At 57.0% G+C, this 3,275-nt stretch carries 3 protein-coding genes; 1 reads left to right on the top strand and 2 read right to left on the bottom strand.

What is annotated here, in order from left to right; all coding sequences use genetic code 11:
* Nucleotides 1-914 (bottom strand): DNA polymerase III subunit beta (dnaN, locus tag G5358_RS20480; protein WP_421324821.1); only part of this gene is annotated, 914 nt, incomplete at its 3' end.
* Nucleotides 915-997: 83 nt separating this feature from the next.
* Nucleotides 998-2,368 carry a chromosomal replication initiator protein DnaA gene (gene dnaA / locus G5358_RS20485; protein ID WP_005339307.1) on the bottom strand — a complete coding sequence of 457 codons (1,371 nt, stop codon included), beginning with the start codon at nt 2,366-2,368 and terminating at the stop codon, nt 998-1,000.
* Nucleotides 2,369-2,679: 311 nt separating this feature from the next.
* Here dnaA and G5358_RS20490 point away from each other — a divergent pair.
* Nucleotides 2,680-3,275, top strand: a 596-nt coding sequence (locus tag G5358_RS20490) for an amino acid ABC transporter substrate-binding protein (RefSeq protein ID WP_421324822.1), incomplete at its 3' end; no start/stop codon positions are given.

Here is a 3,275-nt window from a genome sequence, read left to right on the forward strand (position 1 = left end):
TCTTCGGCTTCTTCCTGTTCCGGGTTGTTGGCGGTGATGCGCAGCAGGTTTTCCTGCAGATTGAGACGCACCCCACGGAATTTCTCGTTGGAGAGGATGGCGGCGCGGGCAAACGCCTGACGCAGATCCTCACGGCCGGCGATGAGCGCCTTGTCGCTGTTGCGCGGAATGACGCGGCGCCAGTCCGGGAAGCGGCCATCAACCAGCTTGGAGGTGAAGATGAAGCCGTCGAGGGCAGCACGCAGGTTGCTGCGACCGATCTGCAGCCGCACCGGCTTGTCTTCCGCCTCCAGCAGACGCACCAGCTCCAGCACCCCTTTGCGCGGCAGGATAACCTGATGATCGGGCAGCGATTCCCCTACTACCTCGCGGCGGCAGGTGGCCAGACGGTGGCCGTCGGTCGCCACGGTGCGCAGACCGTGACCTTCGCTCTCGAACAGCATGCCGTTCAGGTAGTAACGCACGTCCTGGCTGGCCATGGAGAACTGGGTCGCATCGATCAGCTTCTTCAGCTCCAGCTGGCTGATATCGAACTCGAGCACGGATTCCCAATCCTCGATGTTCGGATACTCGGTCGCCGGCAGGGTCGAGAGGTTGAAACGGGAGCGACCGGACCGGATGATCAGGCGCTCCCCTTCGGTATTGAGACGGATCTCGGCGCCTTCCGGCAGACCACGGCAGATATCCAGCAGCTTGCGCGCCGGTACTGTGGTGCGGCCATCTTCGCTGGCCCCGTTCAGATAGACCTGACCGATCATCTCTACTTCGAGATCGGTACCGGTCAGTGACAGCAGACCGTTGCTGACATCAAGCAGCACGTTGCCGAGGATCGGCAGGGTCGGTCGGCCGCCGAGGGCGCCGGACACCAGTTGCAGAGGACGTAACAGGGCCTCACGGCTAATTTCGAGCTGCATCTGTGCTCTCCGTTGTGATTAGGAGGAAAAGATTCGGATCAGGTTGGAATATTCGCGCTGCATCTGTCCACTCGATTCCGTTATCAGGAAGAAAGGGTACGGATCAGGTTGGAATAGTCCTCCTTGATGTCGTGACTCTCCTCCTTCAGCTGCTCGATCTTGCGGCAGGCATGAAGAACGGTAGTGTGGTCACGGCCACCAAAGGCATCACCTATCTCCGGCAAACTGTGGTTGGTCAGCTCCTTGGCCAGTGCCATCGCCAGCTGGCGCGGACGGGCAACAGAGCGGGAACGACGCTTGGAGAGCAGATCCGCCAGCTTGATCTTGTAGTACTCCGCCACCGTCTTCTGGATATTGTCGATGGTGACCAGCTTCTCCTGCAGTGCCAACAGGTCTCGCAGCGCTTCGCGCACGAAATCGATGTTGATGGCACGGCCGGTAAAGTTGGCGTTGGCTATCACCCGGTTGAGGGCGCCTTCCAGTTCACGGACGTTGGATCGCAGACGTTTGGCAATGAAGAATGCCACTTCGTCCGGCAGATGGATCTGGTTCTCGTCTGCCTTGCGCATCAGGATCGCGACGCGGGTCTCCAGCTCCGGCGGTTCGATCGCCACGGTCAGGCCCCAGCCGAAGCGGGACTTGAGGCGATCCTCGACACCGTTGATCTCCTTCGGATAGCGATCCGAGGTCAGGATGATCTGCTGGTTACCTTCCAGCAAGGCATTGAAGGTATGGAAGAACTCCTCCTGGGAGCGCTCCTTGTTGGCGAAGAACTGGATGTCATCGATGAGCAGGGCATCGACGCTGCGGTAGTAACGCTTGAACTCTTCAATGGCGTTGTTTTGCAGCGCTTTCACCATGTCCTGAACAAACCGCTCGGAGTGCATATAGATGACTTTGGCATCTTTTTTACTCTCCTTGATGGCATTGCCAACGGCGTGCAGCAGGTGGGTTTTACCCAAGCCGGTGCCGCCATAGAGGAACAGCGGGTTGTAAGCACCACCCGGATTGTCCGCTACCTGACGGGCAGCCGCACGCGCCAACTGGTTGGACTTACCCTCGACGAAATTCTCGAAGGTATAGTTCACGTTGGTGTTGCTCTTGTGGTTCGGCTCGGGCTTGGCTTCAGCCTTGCTTTCCCAGCTCTTCTGCAAGTTATTCACAGGCGCGGCACCCTGTACCGGCGCTCTGGCGACAGCAACAGGATGGGGACGATTGCCTATATCAAAACGCAGGGCGGGGCCGTCGACCCCGCAGAGTTCGTTGATGATGCCGTTAACCCGGATGAGATACTTGTCTCGTACCCAGTCCAGAACAAAGCGATTCGGTGCATACAGGGTCAGAGTATTGTCACTCAACTCCGCTTGAAGCGGCCGGATCCACATGCTGAATTCTGCCGAGGGCAACTCATCTTGCAGCCGGTTAAGGCACTGCTGCCATAGCGAAGCAGTCACTCTAAACTCCTGTCGATTGATTAACTAAAGACCGGCTATTCTACGTTTTTAGCCGCCGGATCTCCAGCCATCGCCCGGTGGATCCAGCAAATAAGATCCTTGACTTTCAAGGATCCAGCGCCTTTGGATCGGATTTCATCCCCAAAGTTACCCACAGCTTGATCCACCGTCCTGATTGGTCGATCCCGTGCTTCTCTCCTGTTATTTCATATAACCAAATGTCATTTATTTTTTAAATTTTATTCCAATAACATCAGGGCCAAACCAGTTATTACAACTACAAATACAAGACATTGAGAGAGAGAAACACCATGAAAACATCCATCAAACTGATTTCCGGCGCAGCCATCCTGCTCGCCACCCTGTCCGGTCAGGCCATCGCCCAGGAGACCATCAAGGTCGGCATGTCTGGCAAATATTTCCCGTTCACCTTCGTCAAGCAGGACAAGCTGCAAGGGTTTGAAGTGGATATGTGGAACCAGATCGGCGAGCGCACCGGCTACAAGGTCGAATTCGTGACCGCCAGCTTCTCCGGCCTGTTCGGCATGCTGGAAACCGGCCGCATCGACACCATCTCCAACCAGATCACCATCACCGACGAGCGCAAGGCGAAGTACGACTTCTCCCAACCTTACGTCTATGACGGCGCCCAGATCGTGGTCCGCAAGGGCAATAGCACCATCCACGGCATCAAGGATCTGGAAGGCAAGAGCGTTGCCGTGAACCTGGGTTCCAACTTCGAAGAGCTGCTGCGCAAGAACGACCCGAACAAGAAGATCGATATCCGCACCTATGACTCCGCCTTCGAGCAGGATGTCGCCCTGGGTCGCATCGATGCCTTCGTGATGGACCGCGTCTCCACCGCCCAGCTGATCAAGGAGTCCAAGCTGCCGCTGCAACAGGCTGG

It is taken from the genome of Aeromonas sp. 604176, from assembly GCF_049170755.1.
GTDB classification, from domain to species: Bacteria; Pseudomonadota; Gammaproteobacteria; order Enterobacterales; family Aeromonadaceae; genus Aeromonas; species Aeromonas veronii_A.